Source organism: Streptococcus sp. HMSC061D10, from assembly GCF_001808865.1.
Taxonomy (GTDB): Bacteria; Bacillota; Bacilli; order Lactobacillales; family Streptococcaceae; genus Streptococcus.
This window is the reverse complement of sequence record NZ_KV795009.1, coordinates 33,937-34,428: the sequence shown is the minus strand read 5'-3', so window position 1 is coordinate 34,428 and position 492 is coordinate 33,937. Positions and strand designations below refer to the sequence as shown.

Annotated in this window: 1 protein-coding gene; it reads right to left on the bottom strand. The window is 49.6% G+C overall.

Going from position 1 to position 492, the window contains the following annotated elements:
* Positions 1-492: SIALI-17 repeat-containing surface protein (locus tag HMPREF2728_RS10565; protein ID WP_398578140.1), on the bottom strand; the 492-nt coding region annotated here is incomplete at both ends.

Here is a 492-nt window from a genome sequence, read left to right as displayed (position 1 = left end):
AGCTACTGCTCCTTGGCCATTAACACCACCTTCATAGCTAGGTCGGACAGGTTCAACAAGCGGTTCACCATTAACGCTACCTGTAAACTCGGAGAGTTCCTGTTTCAAAGTTTCAACTGGAACTGCACCACCTTCATACTCTGGTAAAGTTTCAGCTACTGCTCCTTGGCCATTAACACCACCCTCAAATGTTGGTTTTGTTGGCTCAACCAAGGATTCGCCGAATACGCCGCCTGTGAACTCTGGTTTGTCATGGACTTCTGGCACGCCACTTTGACTACTCAATTCCGGTGCATACTCTGGTAAGGCTTCGGACACTGCACCCAGGCCATTAACTCCGCCTTCATAGCTAGGTCGGGCAGGCTCAACAAGCGGTTCACCATTAATGCCACCTGTGAATTCAGGACGTTCCTGTTTCAGTGTGTCAACTGGAACTGCACCACCTTTATAATCTGGCAAGGCTTCAGCTACTGCTCCTTGGCCATTAACACC